Annotated in this window: 20 protein-coding genes and 1 pseudogene; 13 read left to right on the top strand and 8 right to left on the bottom strand. The window is 37.0% G+C overall.

Annotation, left to right across the window (positions count from 1 at the left end):
* Positions 1-107 precede the first annotated feature (107 nt).
* A complete protein-coding gene (locus HGD76_RS20440; RefSeq protein WP_168696852.1) occupies positions 108-1,490 on the bottom strand; it encodes an MFS transporter in 1,383 nt (460 codons plus the stop codon).
* Between the two features lie 274 nt (positions 1,491-1,764).
* Here HGD76_RS20440 and HGD76_RS20435 point away from each other — a divergent pair, with 274 nt between their 5' ends.
* Both HGD76_RS20435 and HGD76_RS20430 read left to right on the top strand, forming a co-directional pair.
* Complete coding sequence (locus tag HGD76_RS20435) at positions 1,765-2,637, top strand: cupin-like domain-containing protein (protein ID WP_168696851.1); 873 nt, start codon at positions 1,765-1,767, stop codon at positions 2,635-2,637.
* A 245-nt stretch (positions 2,638-2,882) separates the two neighbouring features.
* Positions 2,883-3,020 (top strand): hypothetical protein, encoded by a 138-nt coding sequence (locus tag HGD76_RS20430; RefSeq protein WP_168696850.1) that lies wholly within the window; start codon positions 2,883-2,885, stop codon positions 3,018-3,020.
* A gap of 361 nt (positions 3,021-3,381) precedes the next feature.
* Here HGD76_RS20430 and HGD76_RS26410 read toward each other — a convergent pair.
* Positions 3,382-4,222 (bottom strand): annotated as a pseudogene (locus HGD76_RS26410) (transposase); the annotation flags it as partial.
* Between HGD76_RS26410 and HGD76_RS20420 the strand changes: the two are divergent.
* Positions 4,142-4,375, top strand: coding sequence for a hypothetical protein (locus HGD76_RS20420; RefSeq protein WP_168694557.1), 234 nt, complete (start codon positions 4,142-4,144; stop codon positions 4,373-4,375). The pseudogene HGD76_RS26410 and the gene HGD76_RS20420 sit on opposite strands and share 81 nt — an antisense overlap.
* A gap of 149 nt (positions 4,376-4,524) precedes the next feature.
* Complete coding sequence (locus HGD76_RS20415; protein ID WP_015078389.1) at positions 4,525-4,746, top strand: ferredoxin-thioredoxin reductase variable chain; 222 nt, start codon at positions 4,525-4,527, stop codon at positions 4,744-4,746.
* A gap of 80 nt (positions 4,747-4,826) precedes the next feature.
* Here HGD76_RS20415 and hetI read toward each other — a convergent pair whose 3' ends face one another.
* On the bottom strand, positions 4,827-5,543 hold the full coding sequence (gene hetI, locus HGD76_RS20410) for a 4'-phosphopantetheinyl transferase HetI (protein ID WP_168696848.1): 717 nt from the start codon (positions 5,541-5,543) through the stop codon (positions 4,827-4,829).
* A 12-nt stretch (positions 5,544-5,555) separates the two neighbouring features.
* Positions 5,556-6,629 carry a YheT family hydrolase gene (locus tag HGD76_RS20405; RefSeq protein ID WP_168696847.1) on the bottom strand — a complete coding sequence of 358 codons (1,074 nt, stop codon included), beginning with the start codon at positions 6,627-6,629 and terminating at the stop codon, positions 5,556-5,558.
* 219 nt (positions 6,630-6,848) lie between these two features.
* On the opposite strand from HGD76_RS20405, the gene rpaA reads away from it, so the two are divergent.
* On the top strand, positions 6,849-7,592 hold the full coding sequence (gene rpaA / locus HGD76_RS20400) for a two component system response regulator RpaA (protein WP_015078386.1): 744 nt from the start codon (positions 6,849-6,851) through the stop codon (positions 7,590-7,592).
* Here the strand turns inward: rpaA and HGD76_RS25590 are convergent.
* Positions 7,576-7,740: a hypothetical protein gene (locus HGD76_RS25590; RefSeq protein WP_233466943.1), complete on the bottom strand. Its 165-nt coding sequence runs from the start codon at positions 7,738-7,740 to the stop codon at positions 7,576-7,578. The two genes, rpaA and HGD76_RS25590, sit on opposite strands and share 17 nt — an antisense overlap.
* A gap of 250 nt (positions 7,741-7,990) precedes the next feature.
* Between HGD76_RS25590 and der the strand changes: the two genes are divergently transcribed.
* The 8 genes from der (at position 7,991) to HGD76_RS20355 (ending at position 13,908) form a co-directional block, all read left to right on the top strand.
* A complete protein-coding gene (der, locus tag HGD76_RS20390) occupies positions 7,991-9,355 on the top strand; it encodes a ribosome biogenesis GTPase Der (RefSeq protein ID WP_168696846.1) in 1,365 nt (454 codons plus the stop codon).
* 189 nt (positions 9,356-9,544) lie between these two features.
* On the top strand, positions 9,545-10,474 hold the full coding sequence (locus tag HGD76_RS20385) for an energy-coupling factor transporter transmembrane component T family protein (protein WP_148766415.1): 930 nt from the start codon (positions 9,545-9,547) through the stop codon (positions 10,472-10,474).
* 183 nt (positions 10,475-10,657) lie between these two features.
* Entirely contained in the window at positions 10,658-11,206 is a 549-nt protein-coding gene (locus HGD76_RS20380) for a nucleotidyltransferase family protein (protein WP_168696845.1), read from the top strand.
* A gap of 117 nt (positions 11,207-11,323) precedes the next feature.
* On the top strand, positions 11,324-11,593 hold the full coding sequence (locus tag HGD76_RS20375) for a hypothetical protein (protein ID WP_148766420.1): 270 nt from the start codon (positions 11,324-11,326) through the stop codon (positions 11,591-11,593).
* Positions 11,563-12,009 (top strand): HNH endonuclease, encoded by a 447-nt coding sequence (locus tag HGD76_RS20370; RefSeq protein ID WP_148766422.1) that lies wholly within the window; start codon positions 11,563-11,565, stop codon positions 12,007-12,009. Before HGD76_RS20375 ends, HGD76_RS20370 begins: the two co-directional genes overlap by 31 nt.
* 78 nt (positions 12,010-12,087) lie before the next feature.
* Entirely contained in the window at positions 12,088-12,804 is a 717-nt protein-coding gene (locus tag HGD76_RS20365) for a Uma2 family endonuclease (protein WP_015078382.1), read from the top strand.
* Between the two features lie 75 nt (positions 12,805-12,879).
* On the top strand, positions 12,880-13,161 hold the full coding sequence (locus tag HGD76_RS20360) for a cold shock domain-containing protein (protein ID WP_168696844.1): 282 nt from the start codon (positions 12,880-12,882) through the stop codon (positions 13,159-13,161).
* Between the two features lie 87 nt (positions 13,162-13,248).
* A complete protein-coding gene (locus tag HGD76_RS20355; RefSeq protein ID WP_233466942.1) occupies positions 13,249-13,908 on the top strand; it encodes a hypothetical protein in 660 nt (219 codons plus the stop codon).
* Between the two features lie 184 nt (positions 13,909-14,092).
* Here the strand turns inward: HGD76_RS20355 and HGD76_RS20350 are convergent, their stop codons facing one another.
* The 3 genes from HGD76_RS20350 to HGD76_RS20340 all read right to left on the bottom strand — a co-directional run bounded on the left by HGD76_RS20350 (position 14,093) and on the right by HGD76_RS20340 (position 18,403).
* Positions 14,093-15,382 (bottom strand): Glu/Leu/Phe/Val family dehydrogenase, encoded by a 1,290-nt coding sequence (locus HGD76_RS20350; RefSeq protein ID WP_148766427.1) that lies wholly within the window; start codon positions 15,380-15,382, stop codon positions 14,093-14,095.
* Between the two features lie 184 nt (positions 15,383-15,566).
* Entirely contained in the window at positions 15,567-17,048 is a 1,482-nt protein-coding gene (locus tag HGD76_RS20345; protein ID WP_148766429.1) for a carotenoid oxygenase family protein, read from the bottom strand.
* A gap of 23 nt (positions 17,049-17,071) precedes the next feature.
* Entirely contained in the window at positions 17,072-18,403 is a 1,332-nt protein-coding gene (locus HGD76_RS20340; protein ID WP_168696843.1) for a folate/biopterin family MFS transporter, read from the bottom strand.
* Positions 18,404-18,920 lie beyond the last annotated feature (517 nt).

The raw sequence follows: 18,920 nt of genomic DNA, 5'->3' as shown, positions 1-18,920 counted from the left end.
CAAAAGTAAGACTGTATAGATTTTTTTGCAAAAGTATTGATCTGTAATAGGGTGTTTGTTTTCAGATTATAATTTCAGAGATGTATATTGGCTTGACTACAATTATTTTAGGCATCCACAACTTTGTGATTGATTGAATTGACTGAAGAAAAGTCCACTTCGTTTGGCAGTTCAGTTTCTAGTTTTCTCAGTGGTTCATATTGGTAGACTATAAGAGTAAATAGGATTGTGATTAGTCCTGTCAGTATGAACAAAAGACCTATTCCCCTACCAGGACCTGAACCAATAACTTGACCAATTCCTCTGGACCAGGGTCCATCAAAATCCATTAAAGGTTCTAAAACTCTATCAGCTAACGGTCCGATAGCGATCGCTATCAATGGCGGAAAAAGCATAGATATCATGTTATTGAGTGAAAAAATTCTCCCTTGAATTTGAGGAGCAATTTTTCTCTGTAATAGAATTTGGAAGCAACCGTTAATCACCGGAATTCCTGAACTGAAAAAGAACCCAGAAATTGTCAATAGTATTAAGGAAGGACGGATACCTGCTATTACTAGACCACAAGAACCTAATAAAATGGATATAAACATCAGGTTTACTAGGTTTTCTTGGTGATCGCCTACAATTGCTAGATATATAATCCCCACAACCATACCACTTCCCGCCAGAGACATCACAAAGCCTAAACTCTCAGGACTAGTCAAAGTTAGTAGAAGTGGTGTTACCAGAATTAACGCTGCTCCTATTGTTGTATTATAAAGGGTTCGCAAAAGCACCAATAATAGTATTCCTGGTCGAGTTAATAAATAATTCCATCCCTGTTGTATTCCTGATATAAAAGATGTCTGTTGAATGTCAACCAGTAAGTCATCTGTAGGTGGAAGCTTTGGTATATCTACGACCAAAAGAGGAATAATAGCCAACATAAAACTAATAAAATCAACAAAAATTACCCCTTCCAAGTGCAAAGTTCCCAGTACAACTCCACCCAATGCTGGACATACTAAACGAGCTATTGAATCTGTTGCTTGGGTAAATCCACTGGCACGCCCTAATTTATTTTCAGGAACCATTAATATTATAGAAGCACGAAAAGCTGTGCCACTAAAGGCTGTAAAGATTGATTTTCCAGCCACGGCCAAATAAATATGCCAAATTTCCAAATTTCCCAAAATGAAGAGAATACCAATGGTCAGGACACAGATACTAGAACAGATCGTACTAATTACCATGATCCATTGACGATTCCAGCGATCAACAATACCACCTACAATGGGAGCAATACAGAACGCAGGCAGGGTAATAGCAAGAGTCAAGAAAGCAAATTGAGTTATTGATCCAGTTTGCTGATAAACCCAGACATCAAAAGCAAAGCTAGTTAGACCAGAACCTATTTTAGAAATTATTTGACCTAGCCAAATTGTAACAAAAACTCTCATCTCACTCATAACAAGTGTACGGACAAGGCTTAGGTGCTGATCTGTCATTGTATTTATAATATCAAGTGTTCAAATTAGACATCACCAAAATACTAGCATTCCACAATCAATATTAAAAGGGTTGTAGGAATGTGTCTATTAACTTCAGTAATATTTCTATTGTCATACATAAAAGGATGTTTTAAAAGTCAAAGCTAGTTGTCTGAGCATAATCAGCCATTGTGCAGTTAGGTTGTATAATGGAAATGGATCATTAATTCAGGAGGCAGGAGTCAGTGTAAGTAGTTGACTTGTATCTTGTAGTAAAAATAAAATGGTAATCATGAAAGATTGGGTGTTTCCAGTTGCCGATGTCCCAGAATTGAGAGGAAAACAGGCTTTATCTGTCAATTTTATGGAGCAAACTAAACCTGTTGTTCTTCGTAACTATCTTGAAAACGTCCAAGAGTTTGCACCTGATGCTGATATTTGGAGTGGGATAAATGGACGGGTAACAGTTATGTCTCCAGAGAATGCTGTTGTCACTAGGCGCGCTGGAAAACCGGGGAACAATGTAATTGTAGAAATGAAAGTCACTGAAATTTTTGAACGGATATCAGGACTGGGAAATCACCCACCTATATTAGAAGAAGATGAGCGATATTATATTTTTGGCAATCTAGCACCAGCAAAACTAATAGATCAAGTCCGTTGGCCTCAGGAGGCTATGAACAGTGATAGGTCTATGTATATTACCGCTTCTGGTGTGCTAACAAAGGCTCATTATGATAGGCACGCCGGATTTTTAATACATATGTATGGCAAAAAGCACGTACTACTTCTCTCACCCAAATACTTCCAACAACTTTACCCAATTCATGACTCTTTAACAGGTGAGGATCGACGTTCTTTGGTTAATCTGCGATCGCCAGACTTGAAAGCTCATCCCAGAGTATTAGAATTAGAAGCGATGGAAACTGTTCTTGAACCTGGGGATATGTTATTTATTCCCTCAAACTGGTGGCACGAGATAGAAACAATAGGTACAAATATATCAATGCGTGCTAATGTAGAAAATGAACTATTTTTTCATCTAGAAGAAATTTTATCTTCCCTCGAAAAGTGCAGTCAACTAATTAGTACGTTACCATTAGAACAGCGTATTTTTATATGTGAACGGACAAAGGTGGGACTGAATCAGTTAACCAACGGATAGAACAGGGAACTTTCTAACAGGGAACAGATAAGCACTAGAGGGATTTTTATTTGTTCCCAAAATATTCAATTAATTTTGCTCAGGTACTTATGTTGTTCAAATTTGTTTGTTTCTATAAATTCATATTTTTTGAGTGTAGTTCTTCGTTCATAAATTCTCTAGAGTTTTTCTACGACTATACTAAAAACGGTTAAAAATTAGACTTTTATGTAGCGGCAAAAACAAGTAATATAGAAAATAATCAAATGGTTACACTCAATCAGGAGAAACATATTTCTAATTGGAATAAGGACAGAGATTTTATCTTGAGTCTTTTACCAGATGATTGTTTACGTTACTATCAATTAGGCATTGAGCCGAGATCCTTGCTCAAACGGAAATAGAAGCTGAAAAAGCTTATTGTATATAGCTTTCAGATTTTCTGTCGTTCCCGTTTTAAGTAAACACGAAGAATGATACAAGCAGACATATTTTAGTACATAGTTACTAATCAATACAATTGAAACTCAAATACCAACTTATGAGTCAAAGTAGGTAATATCAGACAAAACAACATTGATTTTTCAGGGGGTCTGGTTATCAGTAAACCAAAAAGTTTTTCCCAAAAAGCGATTCCTATAAAACACTGATGTTATCATCAAAGATTCAGTAATATAAAATACTTTTTAATCCCCAGTGTTCTAACCAGTAGATATCATATAGATAACAATTACTTATGATTAGCTGGGTAATAATTTCTTGACGCTAACCGGATGGAATATAAATGCTTTCAACGACTTGATATTTCCTCTGTAGGGCTTGAGATAAAAACGCTAACATCTGTTTGAGTGTGAAAAGTGTGCGATAAATTAATCGACTACCTTTCCTTTTACGGCTGATTTTGAGCCATAGTATAGGGCTACTATTTGATTTTTGAACAAGCTGTAAACCGTAAACCCCATCGAATCAACGATTGAGTCTCAGTATAATGAACAACAATCAAACCGGATTCCTATAGATTCACCCAGATATTAACTAGAAGAAAGGATATTCCAATGAATAGTAATATCAAAACTGGATTTTTGTTATTCGTTTTAATTCGACAAATATTTTTCAGACGATAACTAGTTTCAATGCCAAATCTTTTTCGATAGTCTTGATAGATATAATTTAAATTTGTTTTGACCTTATAAGCAACATAAACAAAGTATTGAACTCCATGCTTTTTATGCTTTCCCTTTCTATATTTACAGACAATCCATAAATCAAATGTGACGAAATCATCTTTGTCTCTTGTAATGGTATAGGTAGTTTTATAACTTTTTTTACCCTTGAGAAATTGTTTGATTCCTCCTTTTTTTCCAGTCTTGATAGCAGGCATAAGAAAGGGGATATCTAATGCCTGTAACCATCTAATTACAGGAGTATTAAAAAATCCTCTATCCAAGTAGAGTTTTTTTACATTTATTTTGAGGGATTCAAGTTCTGCTAATAAATAAGTAATTAAAGCCACACTAGTATCTAATTGGCGAACACCTCTTATTGCCAGAGTTACACGCAAATTACTATAACTATTTCTTATGTATTTAGTATTGTATATCACATAAATATCTATGGTATTTTGTTGTTAATGCCTGCTTCGTCTGTAGCAATAGCGTTAGCATTCCGTAAAAATCGCTCTTTGGGAAAAACTTTTTGGTTTACTGATTACCAATTACCCATTACCCATTACCCATTACCCATTACCCATTACCAATGAACTTAATAAGAAATATACAAGTTTGTTCCACGGCTGAATAGCGCGATGTGTTGTAAAATTGAGTTTGCCATTAAATCATGCTGGATTTTATATTCAAAAAAGCTGTGGAGATGGTTTGGGAACAAAAAAAGTTAGATACATAAGATATTATGAAAGTAGGCGATCGCGTGCAAGTGAAAGAATCAGTAGTAGTTTATCATCATCCTGAACATCGCGGTCAGGCTTTTGACATCAAAGGTACAGAAGGAGAAATAGTGGCTATTGTCACCCAATGGCAGGGTAGACCCGTGAGTGCTAACTTTCCTTTTTTAGTGCAGTTTGGCAAAAAATTTAAAGCCCACTTACGCGATTTTGAAATAGAAAGTATCTAGAATAGGAGTCAGAAGTCAGAAGAGGGAATAAAAAAGAATTCAGTATCCCCAATAATTGATTCTCACTTCTGAACTCTTTTTCAGTAATATTCCCAGCAATGCAAATTAATATTGCTACCTGCAACTACAACCGCAGCCGCAAAATTTTCTGCTGGTGTTAATTCTCTTAAATTCCAATCTCCTGATACAAGTAATTGACTTGGTTGATTTGGTGTTAAAGATATTTCAATTTCTTCTAACTCTACTAAACCATCTCCTGTGGCTTTTAAATAAGCTTCTTTGCAAGTCCAATAACGGAAAAATATTTGTTGCTGTTCTTGGGGAGAAATAAGTCGCAGATGTTCATATTCTCTAGATGAAAAGAATCTTTTTGCCAAACCTTCCAAATCAGACATAATGCGAATATATTCTAAATCTACACCAATTTGATGTTGATAACTTACCCCCAATAAAGCTAAATCTTGGGAATGAGATAAGTTAAATAATAATCCTTGATCAGCAAATTTAGCCGCTAATAAAGGCTTACCACGGGGCTGATATTCAAATTCTACTTGTTTGGGATCAATACCCAAATATTGCCCTAAAATGGCGCGGAGAGTGCCACGTCCAGCAATAAATCTTTGCCGATGTTCAGGAAAATAAAACCTTTGGGCGCGAGCAATTTCATCACTAGATAAAGTTTCTCGAAAAAATTGTAATTGTGATTCTGATGAATTTAAATTAATGCGCCAAATATGCACATCATTTAATAACAAATCTAATTTTTTAGGTGCAGGTAGCCAATTAAAATTAAACACAATCGCTAATAATTAAACTTTACTTTTTTGCATAGAACCATTTTCAATTTTTTGGCTACGGCTTGTTTCTATCCACTCTAAAACACGATTCCAAGCCCACCATTGATCAGGATCTTCATATTGATTTTGACATTTTTTGCTACTCACATAACCAACATGTCCACCGTAGCGAGTCAGTAATAAATCTATGTCAGGGTTTTTCGTAGCAGCGGCTTCTAAATCAGGAATAATGGCAGGATCAAATAAAGGGTCATCAGCAGCATATAAAATTAAAGTTGGTTTGGACAATTTAGGTAATAATTCTAACCCACTGCTGGCTTGATAATAATCAGCGACGGTGGCAAAACCCAAACGTTCAATCACCAATTCTTCATCAAATCCCCAAATACTATTAGCCCGTGCAATAGCTTCTGGTTGCATAGATTCAGGATAAACAGCATGAATTTTCCAGGCCAGTTTTTTCAATTCCTTAGCAATGCGAGATTCAATATATTTACCAAAGGGGTGTGTAACCAAATAAGTCAATGAACGGAACGAATCCAAACTCGGACAAATCACCGCCCCACCTGCAATATCAATGTCTTTAGGTGCTAAATCCGCTGCGGCTTTCACTCCCCACAACGCCAATTGTCCCCCCAAAGAATAGCCCGTAAACCAAAATGGCGAAGGACAACCCATTTTTGCCGCAGTTTCCGCAATTCTGACAAAATCTTCCCCTTCATACAAACCATCAGAAGTCAATGTTGGCGATAATTCTGCGGTTTTACCATGCGCCCGCCAATCAAATAACACCACAGCATAGCCTTGGGCGTAAGCCTTGCGTCCCAAAATTCTTAAAAACCATTGTTGGTCTAATTCTCCAGTAATACCATAAGTGCCAAGAATCGTACTATGGGCATTTGGGGGAATAGCAACTTTTCCAAAAATTGGCACACCTTGACCACCTGTGAAGATGACTTCGTGATATTCTGGTTCTGGGTGAGTAGTTTTACTCTCCCAATCACGATTAGCCCATAAAGCTGTATAAGTCGTCATTGTCACGCCATTTTGCAAAAAATAGGGCGGCAAATACTCGTATTTATACATATAAATATTACAATCATTTACTTTTAATATTTATATTAGGTTTAACATATTTTTTATAATTGAGGTGGTAATCTTTTTATATATCAAGGAAAACAACTGTCTAGAGTTTGCTCCATGATCTCACAATCCCTCAACTTTTTCCCAGAATCAGCAAAGCGAAATTTTGGTAGTCGAGGAAACGTCAATTATCCTTAAATAAAGTAGTTATAATTTTTAAGAATGCCGAGGATTCTTGTCATAGACGATGACCCAGCGATTTCAGAACTTGTTGCCGTCAACTTGGAAATGGCGGGCTACGATGTTAGTCAAGCCGAAGATGGTATCAAAGGTCAGGCGCTGGCTCTCCAGCTACAACCAGACTTAATTATGCTCGATCTCATGTTACCTAGAGTAGATGGGTTTACAGTTTGTCAACGCTTACGTCGGGATGAACGCACTTCCGAAATTCCTGTATTGATGTTAACTGCTTTAAGCCAAACTCAAAACAAGGTAGAAGGCTTTAATGCTGGTGCGGATGACTATCTCACCAAACCCTTTGAGCTAGAGGAGTTATTAGCGCGGGTACGGGCTTTATTAAGACGCACGGACAGGATTCCCCAAGCTGCAAAACATAGCGAAATTCTCAACTATGGACCGATTACTCTCGTTCCCGAAAGATTTGAGGCTATCTGGTTCAAAACAACAGTGAAATTGACTCATTTAGAATTTGAGTTACTCCACTGCTTGCTACAACGTCATGGACAAACCGTTTCCCCCAGCGAAATCCTCAGAGAAGTTTGGGGTTATGATCCTGATGATGATATTGAGACTATTCGCGTGCATATTCGTCATTTGAGAACCAAACTCGAACCAGATCCTCGTCATCCACGCTACATTAAGACTGTCTACGGTGCGGGATATTGTCTGGAATTACCTAGTGTATCTTCTGGAATTGACGAAGCGATCGCTACAATAGTTGAGTGAAAGGGCATGGGGCATTGGGCATTGGGCATTGGGGACTGGAAAAAATTATTACCACTGACAACTGTACGGGCGAAGCATTTGGAGAACTATTTTTGGCAATGACCGATAATTTATCTTCCAAATGCTGACAACTGTACGGGCGAAGCATTTGGAGAACTATTTTTGGCAATGACCGATAATTTATCTTCCAAATGCTGACAACTGTACGGGCGAAGCATTTGGAGAACTATTTTTGGCAATGACCGATAATTTATCTTCCAAATGCTTCGCCCCTACTAACAACTGACAACTGACAAAAAGTATGATAAAATTAGAAGTTCTCTAAAACAGTGCTGGGTGAAGAACGTAGAGACAAAACTCAGCACACCTACACACTCAGCACTAAAGAACTCTAGTTTATGGCATTGCCAATTGTTGCAATTATCGGTCGCCCCAATGTGGGCAAATCTACCTTTGTAAATCGTCTTGCCGGAGATCAAACGGCAATAGTCCATGATGAACCAGGGGTAACACGCGATCGCACCTATCGTCCAGCTTTTTGGAATGATCGGGAATTTGTGGTAGTGGACACAGGTGGCTTGGTTTTTAACGATGACACCGAATTTCTCCCCATGATTCGCCAACAGGCGTTAACAGCACTTTCAGAAGCCTCTGCTGCCATTTTTGTAGTGGATGGGCAAGCTGGTTTGATGCCCGCAGATGAAGAAATTTCTGAATGGTTACGGCAACAACCAGTACCTGTATTGCTGGCTGTGAATAAATGTGAATCTCCAGATCAAGGGGCGATTCAAGCTGCTGAATTTTGGGAATTGGGACTAGGTGAACCTTTCCCCATTTCCGCGATTCATGGTAGTGGGACAGGGGAAATTCTGGATGAGTTAATGAATCACATTCCTCTGATAGTAGAAGAAGAGGAAAATAAGGAAATTAAAGTTGCCATTATTGGTAGACCAAATGTAGGCAAATCCAGCCTACTCAATGCGTTTGTTGGTGAATATAGAGCTATTGTCAGTCCTATTTCTGGAACAACTAGAGATACAATTGATACAGTAGTTGAACGAGGTGATCAAACCTATAGGTTAATTGATACTGCTGGTATTCGCAAAAAGAAACATATAGAATACGGGACAGAATTTTTCAGTATTAACCGTGCTTTCAAAGCTATTCGCCGCTCTGATGTGGTTTTATTAGTGATTGATGCCGTAGATGGCGTAACTGAACAGGATCAAAAATTAGCAGGTCGCGTTTTAGAAGAAGGCCGCGCTTGTGTTATTGTCGTTAATAAGTGGGATGCTGTCGAGAAAGACTCGTATACCATCTATGATCATGCAAAAGAATTGGAATCACGCTTACACTTTACAGAATGGGCAGATACCATTTATGTTAGTGCTGTTACGGGACAACGGGTAGAAAAGATTTTAGAATTGGTAAATACAGCGGCTGAGGCACACAAACGCCGTGTGAGTACATCAGTCATTAATGAAGTGCTAGAAGATGCTATCAGTTGGCATTCACCACCGACTTCACGGGGCGGTCGTCAGGGTAAGATTTACTATGGTACTCAGGTGAGTAGTCAGCCTCCTTCTATCGCGCTGTTCGTTAATGACAATACCCGCTTTAATGATAATTATCGCCGTTACATTGAACGCCAATTCCGCAAACAGTTAGGCTTTCAAGGTACACCCATTCGGCTATTTTGGCGCAGTAAGAAAGTTCGAGACGTGGAAATTGGCGGTCCAAATCGCGCTACTCGTGTAAAATAGGAAACTGATGGAATTTTAGATTTTAAATTTTGGATTTTGGATTGGATGATTCCGAATTTGAACAGGAGAAATATTGCGTAGGTTGGATGGGATGATTTGCTAGGTTTCAACTGTGGAAAAATTGAAAATCTCTTTCCCAATCTAAAATCTAAAATCTAAAATCCAAAATTGTTTGACAACTGACAAAATATGGATTTATTGCGATCGCTTCCTCTCGGACTTTACTTAGAAGAACCGCAAACTTGGTTACATAAACTCGACCCGCGAGTTAAGTTAATTTGGTTATTGAGCTTTCTGAGTAGCTATATTGTCGCTAATAACTATTGGCGGGTATTATTGGTATTACTGCTAATTACTTTTACTGTATTTGCCAAAATTCCTCTGCGAGTATGGCGACAACAAATGGGCTGGTTGTTGATATTATCATTTATGGTATTAGTCATTGCCTCCATTAGTCCTGATGGATTAGGTGTAAGTTATCAGTCTCGCTTACCTGCAAATGAACAAGTCCTCACCCAACCAATAACTGATAAAAAGATCCAAGTTACTCCCGAATTAGCAGATAGTCATAAAGAATATAGCTATGTGCTATTTAATAAAGGATTTGTGAAAGTAAATCGCCGTTCTTTGGATTTGGCAATTAGCTTGAGTACAATGGTTTTTACATTAATCTACAGCACTAATTTATATTTACTCACAACTGCACCGGAAGAAATTACTTCGGGAATGGAAAGTTTAATGCAGCCGTTGAGAAGGTTCAATATTCCCGTTACAGAAATTACCCTGACGTTAACTTTATCTTTGCGGTTTATTCCCCTAGTTTTAGAAGAAATCCAAAACCTAGTGCGTTCTGTAATGACTAGGGCAATTAATTGGAAAAAGCTAGGATTAAAAGGAGGGGCAAAAGTTTGGTTAATTGTGACTGAGAGATTATTAGAAAATCTGCTTTTAAGGGCGGAACAAATGGCAAATGCGATGATGGTAAGGGGTTTTACGAGTCCTAATGAACATCGAGTTAAATGGCAGGAATTAAAGTTGAAAATGGGTGATTGGTTAGCGATCGCCACTTTAATGATATTTTGGGTAATTAGAATAGCCTTTGGTGCTGATGTTTCTTAACTGATATTATTGATCACCCAGCCAAACTGGGTGAGGTAATTGATTATTTTTTAGTGCTGAAAATGGTGGTAAACATCATTAACATCCCACCAACTAAAATAATGAGTGCTAATCCCCCAGTCACTAAATCCAAAGTATTACTATCTATGGTCATATTATTCATGCTCCTCTAAATTATACATTATGAATAATAATACACAATTACAAATTATTCTTTCTAATTCTATTATTGCCACCGTCTTACCTGCAATAGCCCAACTCGATTTACCTAACTGGTGGTTAGCTGGGGGTGCAGTCAGAAACACAGTTTGGCGTTCTCTGTTTGGGAAAGAATGTGATTTATTCATCAAAGATTTTGATATTGCTTTTTTTGATGATGTAGGAAATCGTGAACAAGAATTATTTGCTAAGTCTACTTTAAAAACACAATTTCCTGAACAGGAGTTTGATGTCAAAAATCAAGCTAGTTTTGGAAATTGGCGGGCTGGAAATATGATTTTTAATAGTACAGAAGATGGGATTACAAATTGGTTACATACGGCGACTGCTGTAGGAGTTAGCATGACTAAACAGGGAGAATGGCAATTTTTTACTCCCTACGGTTTAGATGATTTATTTAAGGGGATTATTCGACCAACACCAATACATATTCATAATCCAGATGCTGATCAAAAAGCAGCGGGTTTTTTGCAAAAATGTTCTTGTCTGCGGTTGGGAAAGGATGAGTTATAAAGTATATTTTTTTGTCTGATAGCTAAGCGTGGCGTTAGCCATATCAGGATATCCAGGATTTAAGGATTTGCAGGATTTTTTATGAGATAATAGAAATAAAGACACTGTGAACACACAATGACTACTCAATTAATGGTTCAACCTTCGTCTTTAATATCTTCTGGTATGAAGATGAGTGAATTTGGTAATATTTATCTATTTAAATTTACCGAAGAACTACAGATACGTTTTGAAGAACTATTAGCAAAGAAAACATCTGATACGCTGACTTCTGAAGAGGAAGCGGAATATGTAGGTATCTCGGAGTTACAGCGAATATTTACCTTAATTAATGCTCAACTAGCGGCTAAAAGTAAATGGTGTCCGAACCAACTCGACGACTTATAAGAAAACGAGCTAAATTCCTCTGTGAATATTGCCACTCTCCTGAATACCTGAGTCCCGACCGTTTTACCATTGACCATATTATGCCGCAGTCTTTGGGAGGTTCAGATGAAATGGATAATTTAGCTTTGGCTTGTCATCGCTGTAATGAGCGTCATTATAATTTTATAGTAGCTACTGATCCTAAAACTCAAGAGAAAGTTGCTTTATTTAACCCTCGTCAGCAAGAATGGTCAGGGCATTTTATATGGACAAAAGATGGTATAAAAATTGTAGGTACAACGCCTACAGGAAGAGCTACTAGCGATCGCTTTGACTTCAATGATAAACGACGTGATGAGCCTTCTATTCAAGTTGCTCGGCGTTTTTGGGTAGAAGCTGGTTGGCATCCACCACTATCAGATCCTTGTCAAGAATAAAAATCTATATCCTATTAATTTCGGCACAATAGAAATACCGTGAACACACAATAAATTAAATTTTCAAGGAATAGTAATATGTATCAAACAGATCCGCCCCGTTCACCTCAAGAAGTGTTACCAACGATGTATGATCTCAAAAGTGAAGATCCAGAGGAGAAAGGTTTGCCTGATCAATTTCATTTATTACAACCTCGTTTATTAGACGAAACTTTTAATTCTCCTACCTATCCTAGCAACAAAATATTTACCGCTAGTGATCTGAACCTCTATTATGATCCTCATCATCCCACATGGTACAAAAGACCAGATTGGTTTGTATCTGTGGATGTTTCTCCTCTTTATAAAAATGGTGATTTACGTTTAAGTTATGTAATTTGGCAAGAGGGAATTACTCCTTTTATTATAGTTGAATTACTATCACCAGGAACTGAAAAGGAAGATTTAGGACAGACTTTGCGGAATGTGGAAAAACCGCCTACAAAATGGGAAGTTTATGAACAGATTTTAAGGATTCCCTATTATGCTATTTTTGACCGTTACAAGTATGAGTTTAGAATGTTTAAATTAGATGGTGGTCGTTATGCGGAAATAGATTTATCATCATCAAATTCTCGTTTTTGGATACCAGAAATAGAATTAGGTTTGGGAGTTTGGGAGGGAACTTATAATAATATTCAGCAGCCTTGGTTACGCTGGTATGATATTTCTGGTAATTGGGTTTTGACTCCAATAGAACAAAAGGAAAGGTTGATAGAACAGTTAAGAAAGTTGGGTGTAGAACCTGATATTTAATTTGTCTGAATCAGGATATCCAGGATTTAAGGATTTGCAGGATTTAATAAAGACTAATATAAACACAGGTGAACCATGAGGGAAATTGGTTTTGTAAAGTGGTTTGGTGGGTATGACTCCACAAGAGGAAGAGAAAATAATTTTGGGTATATTCAACGTGAAGATGGATCACAAATAAAAGTCTATAGAGAGCAAGTTCGTTGTGAAGAAACTTGTTTAAGCGAGGGAATATTAGTCACATTTAATGTAAAAATAAATCCGCAAACTAATAAAGCAATAGCTAAAAACTTAAATTTATTTAAGGAAGTTGGCAAACTTAAAAATCTTTGTAACTCTACTCATCCCAATAATTATTAGTTTATAGATTCTGATTATCAAGATAATATATTAGTACATAAAAAAGAAATTAATTGTTCCGAATTAGATTTACAATCTGGAAGACTTGTGAAATTTGAATTGCAACAAGATGGCAATGAATGTAAAGCAATAAATGTACACTTACTTAATAAAGAAGAAACAGATTCAGATATTATTGAACGTTGTCTGAGCCACAAAGATCCTAGATTTTGTGCTTTTGGACTTTGGGGTTATCTCAATAATCATTCTCTAGATGAAGCTGTATCTTTAGCATCTCAAAAATTAAACAGATACGCATTATGGGAAAAACGACGTTTTTTACGTGATCTACCAGAACCTATATCGCTTTACTTTGAAGTTGAAAGTCTTACACCAGTATTACCTGATAAAGATCAACGTCAACTATTCTTACAAATTTTAAGGGATGATTTCACTAAAGAAATAGATGATAGTTTACGAGAAGACATATTTAATATAATAAACAAGTCTCAAAATCTTAATTCAAATTTATGCAATAAGGTTATAAATAAGTTGTATGAATTATATTTAGATGCTCCAGAACATCGTAAAAAACTGAATCAAGAACTACAGATCAAATGCTTAATTGAACTTATAAGTCATGTGCAAAATGATTCTCATATTAAAGAAACACTATTAAATGATTTGCAAGATATTTTAGAAGTTTCAGCATCAATTTCTCTGTGGGGCGTAATACCTAATCAATTATCAATAAATAGAAATTATTGACAATTGGTAAAAATTTATTTAATCCTGAAACTCTTTCCAGTCAACACTTGTAAGTTATTCTCTTACGTTGAACTCAGGTGGAATCAGCAAAACTATTACTGGTAGATGACGTACAAGGGTTGAAAAAAAGGTGCGTTAGGCTAAAGCCATAACACACCCCAATTAAACTAAATTGCAAATACAACTAAGGATACAGACCTCGATCATTCAAAGCTTGCGCGACTCTACCTACACCCAAAGTATAAGCAGCTAATCGCAGATTTACCCCCCGTGCTTGCGACTCATGAATCACCTTGCGGTAAGCCTGAACCATCAAATGTTCCATTTCCCGGTTAACTCGTTCTTCGTCCCAGAATAGGTAAGAAAGACCTTGTACCCATTCTAAATAACTTACTACTACACCCCCAGCATTGGCTAAAATATCCGGTAACACAGTCACTCCCTGGGCTTCTAGAACGCGGTTAGCTTCCAAAGTCACAGGACCATTAGCAGCTTCTGCAACAAATCTGGCTTGAATTTGATGAACATTTTCTGCGGTAATTTGGTTTTCCAATGCGGCGGGGATCAACACATCACAAGGTAAAGTTAGTAAATCTGCATTACTAATGGGTGTACCTTGGGGAAATCCCACCACACTGCGGCGGTTTGCAGCAGAGTAGGCTTTGACAGCGGAAATATCAAGACCAGCTTCAGAAAATACACCACCCGCACCAGTGGAAACAGCGATAATTTTCGCTCCTTCTTGGTGTAGTAATTCTGCCGCAGCCCCGCCCACATTACCGAAGCCTTGAATTGCTACCCTTACTCCCACAAGGGATTTACCCTGATCTGCAAGTGCTTCACGGACAATAATCATGACACCACGTCCGGTCGCCATTTCGCGTCCTAGAGAACCACCAATAGATAAAGGTTTACCTGTAACTACTCCAGGTACAGAATGACCAACATTAACAGAGTAAGTATCCATCATCCACGCCATTTCTCGCGCTGATGTTCCCATGTCTGGGGCGGGTATATCTACTGATGGTCCAATGTCCTTAATTAATTCACTAATATAACGGCGGCTAATCCGTTCTAATTCCCCCACACTGAACTTTTTGGGGTCTATGGGAATTCCCCCTTTGCCACCACCATAGGGAATGCCTAACAATGCACATTTCCACGTCATCAGCATTGCTAGGGCGGATACTTCCCGTAATGTCACCGCTTCATGGTAACGAATCCCACCTTTATAGGGTCCTAAAATATCCGAATGTTGTACCCGGTGTCCTGGGAAAACCCGGATTTCGCCATTATCCATTTTTATGGGAATGGAAACTGTAACAACTTTTCGTGGATGACTGAGTATTTCTACGATACCTTGATCTAATTTTAATTCTTTAGCCGCCCATTCTAAATAGCTACAAGCTTGATCATAAGGGCAAATGTAGGCTGAAGATTGAGTTTCCATAAGTGGGAGAGACGTTGTTACCATAATTCTTACTCCTCATCACGGTATCTTTGTAAACCGGATTGATATAGTTAGCTTACCCTCTTTTTGAGAAAAGATATCAATTTTGTAGTTTTTGTTACAATTTTATTTTTTTTTGTAAGATACTCCGCGATATCCCCGACTTCTCGAAGAAGTCGGGGATCTGAGGGTTACTATTAAAATGGACTCAACCCAAATTTTCGATAAATGTCTCTTGTGTAAAACTCCCATGTAAACCATAGGGAATATGATGTTTCAGGTGTAGTTTTGCAACTGGTTTCTCTTTTTCCAGATTTTCAGCATCTAAAATCACTACATCAGAACGATGATGTTCTGCATCATAAACTAACGCTATTAACCACCCATCATCTTCTGTTTGGGAATTTGGACGAGGAATAAAAATTGGTTCCCCTATAAAACCTCGCGGTGCTGCACTCCATAGTTGTTTTCTTCCTGACTCTAAATCTACCTTAAAAATGGCTTGTAATGGTGCGTTCACCGTTGATTGATGAGCGGCAGCACTATATAAATAACGATAGGATTTACCTACGTAATTCGGGTGAATTGTGGGAAATTCAGTGGGACGAGGATCTATTAACTGATTTTGCACTTTATTCTCTGATAAATTCAGATTAAATCGCCATAGTTGGGGAGGTGAATTTGTATCAAAATCAGTTTTTCGATAATCGCTATTGGGTTCGACTTCTGTTAATGATTCATAGCAGATAGAATCAATGATAATTTCATTTCTCAGTTCAAAAGCATTAACATGATGGAAAATAAAACCGGCTTGGGTTTCTAAAACTTTGACATTTTTAGTTTGTGTTTTGCGAGGGATAATAATAATTCTTGTGGGTTGATTTTTTTGAAATTTAATACATTGGGCTGCGCTGGATATTCCCAAAGCAAAAGGTATGGGGTTAAAATCAACAGGATTTTGAAAGAAGATACAGTAATTTTCTGTAATTACAAAATCATGAATAAAACAAAAACCAGGAACGCTATGATTTTGTTTGCTGGTAATTTCCCCATTTGTGTTCAATTCAAAGATTGTAATTGTGGTTGATAGTCCCGGTTTAATAGCAAAGTTGACTAAGGTGCCATTTGGATCAATTCGTGGGTGGGCACTAAAGGCTTCTCCTTTGGATAAAACGCCGTTAAAATATTCATTTCCTAATGTTTCTAAGGTTTGGGGATTAAGTGAATAAGGTTCGGCTGCTTCCCATAATGCTAAGAGTTTTTTACCCCAATAAATCACATTTGTATTAGCAATGTTTTTAATTTTTAAATCAAAAATGTTAGCTAACCAACCACCAGGTTTTTGTGTACCAAAAACACCACGATAAAGAATTTTACCAGCTTTCTGTTCTGCTAAATAACCGGCTGTTTGCACAAATCGGTTACGAAAATGGGCGCGGCCATTGGTAAATGTAATGCGGCTAATCATTCCGTCACCATCAAAAGGATGATGTAATCTTTCCTTGTTGATATCTAATAAGCCAGCCCCATTCCTAAATAATGTTCCTGCTAATTCTGGAGGAATTTCTCCTTCTATATCATCAATCCAATAGTCATATTCTTCGGTAAGAGATTCATATCCTCCTTGCCAGTCTTTGAGGGTATAGGATTTCTCTGAAACTTGACTATCTTGGGGTTCTAATATTTGCATTTTTTGTTTGCTATGCTGAAAAACTACATTGATTGACTATGCTCAATCTCAATTTTAGCATCTGGTAGCCAGTTAATAAAAAATATTGGGATAAGTGAGCTACAGTTAGTAATAATGATTAACAACCATAATGAATCAAATTGATGTTCTGTGATTCCCAACCATTTCATCATGATTGATCCTAATGCGTAAGAAACTGTTCCTCCTAAATTAAATACAGACATTATTAAAGCAAAGAATGTGGCCTCTATGCCGGGAGGACAAAGTTTTGTTGATAATACTAATATAGGCATAAATAAAACTTGCCCAATCACAGTAATAATTAAACTATCACCTAAACTGAACCAATGATCATCTATTCCTAAAAGTCTGTTGGTATGAGTTACTAATAATAAAGTTGTCATTCCTAAAGCTGTGGATAGAAAAATCCCCCAACTAAACATAATTCTAAAGGGGATAGTTTTCAGATAACGTTGAAAAGCCCAAACTCCAATTAAGGAAGCCAAACTGGTGACTAACCGAACTCGCCCTAAAAATTCTGGTTGAAATTGTAGTTCGTTAGTTGTAAAATAGAAAAATGCTGATTCGGCATTTGGTGTAGCGTGCCAAACAAATATAAATGCTGTTGGTAGCCAAATTGCTTTTTGCGTAATAGCTTGGCGTATCTGTCCTAATTGATATTTTGTGTTATTGCTTTTTTTATCATCTTTATTAATAGGTTTTTCGGAAATTAACCAAGCTACAGATGAAATCATTAGCGGAAATAATGCTGTTATTAAAAATACTATACGGTTGGTAAAATATTCTAAAAGTAAGCCGCTAAGGTAAGCTGTACACAAGCCACCTATAGCTGAACTACCCCAACAAAGAGATTGTAAAGAACCTATTTTGGCTTCTGATTCACTTCTAGCTCTTTCAACTACTATGGAATCAACTATCACATCACTAATAGCTACAGAGAGAGAAGAAAGTACAATCATAATTGTGGCTGTTGTGCTAGTATGAACCACTGTTCCTAAACATACCCAAGCTGTACAGCCGAGAATTCCTGATAGAACTATGTAAGGTTTTCTATGGTAACCAAATAAGGGTAAACTATCGGAAATAAAACCATATAATGGCTTAATCATCCAAGGTATACTACAGATTCCCATAATTACTGACATCTGCACTGGACTTAATAGTAATTCATCTTTGAGAAAAAAGCTAACAGCTAAACGGGATAATGCCAAGATGCCTTGAACAAAATAGATGGTAAGAATTGCTATTAACTCAGCACTAGGTTTATTACCTAAGAAAATTTTTTGGGTTAGTAAATCTTTGAATTTGGGTAAGGTAGGGGAGTCATTTAGCATTTGGATGAATAACAATTAAGTTTTATTTACTTTTATATCATAGATTTTTAAATTGGGGGTAAGTTTTTATTAATTATGAATAAAAGCGAACAACCATGTTCAATGAATTGCAATATTTTTGATACATTTATAGAATTTGTACAAGAGGATGTTTTAAAAGTTTTTAATGTGTAAACAGACCCCTCTCCAAACCTCTGCCCTACCAGGGGAGAGGCTTTAAAACCCCCATTCCCTTGTAGGGAATGGGGGGGAGGGGGGTTAGGTTTTTGGAGATTATGGGTTTCATATAATACTTTTCAAACAACCTCTAAGTTTCTCTACCAAAGGACATTCCGCAGATGTGACTGATGATTATTGATAAGTAATCAGACAAAATTAATTAGATAGTTTTCTGCAAATTCTCTGAGAATTTTTTCAACAAATGCGACGAAAGTTTTCCAATCTTTGTAAGCAATGCCAAAAATTTCTATTTACTACTTTTATCGAGAACTATCTAAGTAGGTGAACACAATAAAAC

Source organism: Dolichospermum flos-aquae CCAP 1403/13F (assembly GCF_012516395.1).
Classification (GTDB): domain Bacteria; phylum Cyanobacteriota; class Cyanobacteriia; order Cyanobacteriales; family Nostocaceae; genus Dolichospermum; species Dolichospermum lemmermannii.
Note: the sequence above shows the minus strand (reverse complement) of the source record. Positions and strands in the feature narration are given on the sequence as shown.

What these genes read in the sequence shown, in the direction of transcription:
- HGD76_RS20440 (WP_168696852.1), bottom strand. Translation starts at nt 1,490, where the DNA reads ATGACAGATCAGCACCTAAGCCTTGTCCGTACACTTGTTATGAGTGAG.
- HGD76_RS20435 (WP_168696851.1), top strand. Translation starts at nt 1,765, where the DNA reads ATGAAAGATTGGGTGTTTCCAGTTGCCGATGTCCCAGAATTGAGAGGA.
- HGD76_RS20430 (WP_168696850.1), top strand. Translation starts at nt 2,883, where the DNA reads ATGGTTACACTCAATCAGGAGAAACATATTTCTAATTGGAATAAGGAC.
- HGD76_RS20415 (WP_015078389.1), top strand. Translation starts at nt 4,525, where the DNA reads ATGAAAGTAGGCGATCGCGTGCAAGTGAAAGAATCAGTAGTAGTTTAT.
- HGD76_RS20405 (WP_168696847.1), bottom strand. Translation starts at nt 6,629, where the DNA reads ATGTATAAATACGAGTATTTGCCGCCCTATTTTTTGCAAAATGGCGTG.
- rpaA (WP_015078386.1), top strand. Translation starts at nt 6,849, where the DNA reads ATGCCGAGGATTCTTGTCATAGACGATGACCCAGCGATTTCAGAACTT.
- HGD76_RS25590 (WP_233466943.1), bottom strand. Translation starts at nt 7,740, where the DNA reads ATGCTTCGCCCGTACAGTTGTCAGCATTTGGAAGATAAATTATCGGTC.
- der (WP_168696846.1), top strand. Translation starts at nt 7,991, where the DNA reads ATGGCATTGCCAATTGTTGCAATTATCGGTCGCCCCAATGTGGGCAAA.
- HGD76_RS20385 (WP_148766415.1), top strand. Translation starts at nt 9,545, where the DNA reads ATGGATTTATTGCGATCGCTTCCTCTCGGACTTTACTTAGAAGAACCG.
- HGD76_RS20380 (WP_168696845.1), top strand. Translation starts at nt 10,658, where the DNA reads ATGAATAATAATACACAATTACAAATTATTCTTTCTAATTCTATTATT.
- HGD76_RS20375 (WP_148766420.1), top strand. Translation starts at nt 11,324, where the DNA reads ATGACTACTCAATTAATGGTTCAACCTTCGTCTTTAATATCTTCTGGT.
- HGD76_RS20370 (WP_148766422.1), top strand. Translation starts at nt 11,563, where the DNA reads ATGGTGTCCGAACCAACTCGACGACTTATAAGAAAACGAGCTAAATTC.
- HGD76_RS20365 (WP_015078382.1), top strand. Translation starts at nt 12,088, where the DNA reads ATGTATCAAACAGATCCGCCCCGTTCACCTCAAGAAGTGTTACCAACG.
- HGD76_RS20360 (WP_168696844.1), top strand. Translation starts at nt 12,880, where the DNA reads ATGAGGGAAATTGGTTTTGTAAAGTGGTTTGGTGGGTATGACTCCACA.
- HGD76_RS20350 (WP_148766427.1), bottom strand. Translation starts at nt 15,382, where the DNA reads ATGGTAACAACGTCTCTCCCACTTATGGAAACTCAATCTTCAGCCTAC.
- HGD76_RS20345 (WP_148766429.1), bottom strand. Translation starts at nt 17,048, where the DNA reads ATGCAAATATTAGAACCCCAAGATAGTCAAGTTTCAGAGAAATCCTAT.
- HGD76_RS20340 (WP_168696843.1), bottom strand. Translation starts at nt 18,403, where the DNA reads ATGCTAAATGACTCCCCTACCTTACCCAAATTCAAAGATTTACTAACC.